This window comes from Elizabethkingia argenteiflava (assembly GCF_009904105.1).
GTDB lineage: Bacteria > Bacteroidota > Bacteroidia > Flavobacteriales > Weeksellaceae > Elizabethkingia > Elizabethkingia argenteiflava.
The window spans coordinates 1-889 of sequence record NZ_JAAABJ010000340.1 but is presented as its reverse complement, the minus strand read 5'-3'; the positions used below and the strand labels follow the sequence as shown (position 1 = coordinate 889).

Annotated in this window: 1 pseudogene; it reads left to right on the top strand. The window is 32.3% G+C overall.

What is annotated here, in order from left to right:
• Nucleotides 1-710: pseudogene (locus GNY06_RS15540) on the top strand (IS982 family transposase); the annotation flags it as partial.
• Nucleotides 711-889 lie beyond the last annotated feature (179 nt).

The window sequence follows — 889 nt, the reverse complement described above, 5'->3', positions numbered from 1 at the left end:
TTATTAGCTTTGAATTACAACTATTTATATGTATTTCGGGAACAGATTTGGAAGATAAAATAGAAAGAAGTGTATACAATAGAAGAAAAAGAAAACTTTTCTGCTACATAGAGAAAATAAGAGAGACCCTAAGTTGTAAATTTTCAGTTTTCACAGCTGTTTTTGTAGTGGATTCCATCCCTGTTTCAAGTTGTAAATCAGTCGTGAAAAACCCTCATTAATTTGTTCCATCGAGCCAATAAAGCCCGAATTTGGATATGCTACGGCATAGAAAACAGGGTACTTTGGCTTTAAACTTCATGCAGTTTGCGATAAATGGCATCTTGTATTCGTTTGATTTTTCACCAGCAAATGTTCATGATATAAATGACCTGCACGATATAAAGGAAACTTTCCAAAACAGCCTTTGAATAGGAGACAGGGCTTATATAAGCAAAACTCTTCAGGTTGATTTATTCCATCATTCCAACATCAGTCTTTCAGTGCCTAGGGGCAAAAAACAACAGCATTTTTCCCGGTTTTCCACCACAAAAGCAAAGATTAGAAAACGAATTGAAACCAATATTTCACAACTATGTGGACAATTTTCAACTCATATCAATTTTGCAAAAACATTTCAGGGTTTAGCCACTAGAATAGCTTCAGAAATAACTGCTTTTACCATGATTCAATATCTCATTTTTTGTATTTATATAATCGAAGTTGTTTAAACTTTTAAAAAAGTAAAAGAGTTCCGAGAAAATCAGCAATTTTGTATTGCAAATCAAATAACTAATAATCTGGAACTCATCAGCAAAGATAAAATAGAACAATGGATTTTACCTCATTTAAGCAAAGGAAAAAGAGAATTTTCGACGAGATATGATCTGGTAAAAATAATTCAGCTTAT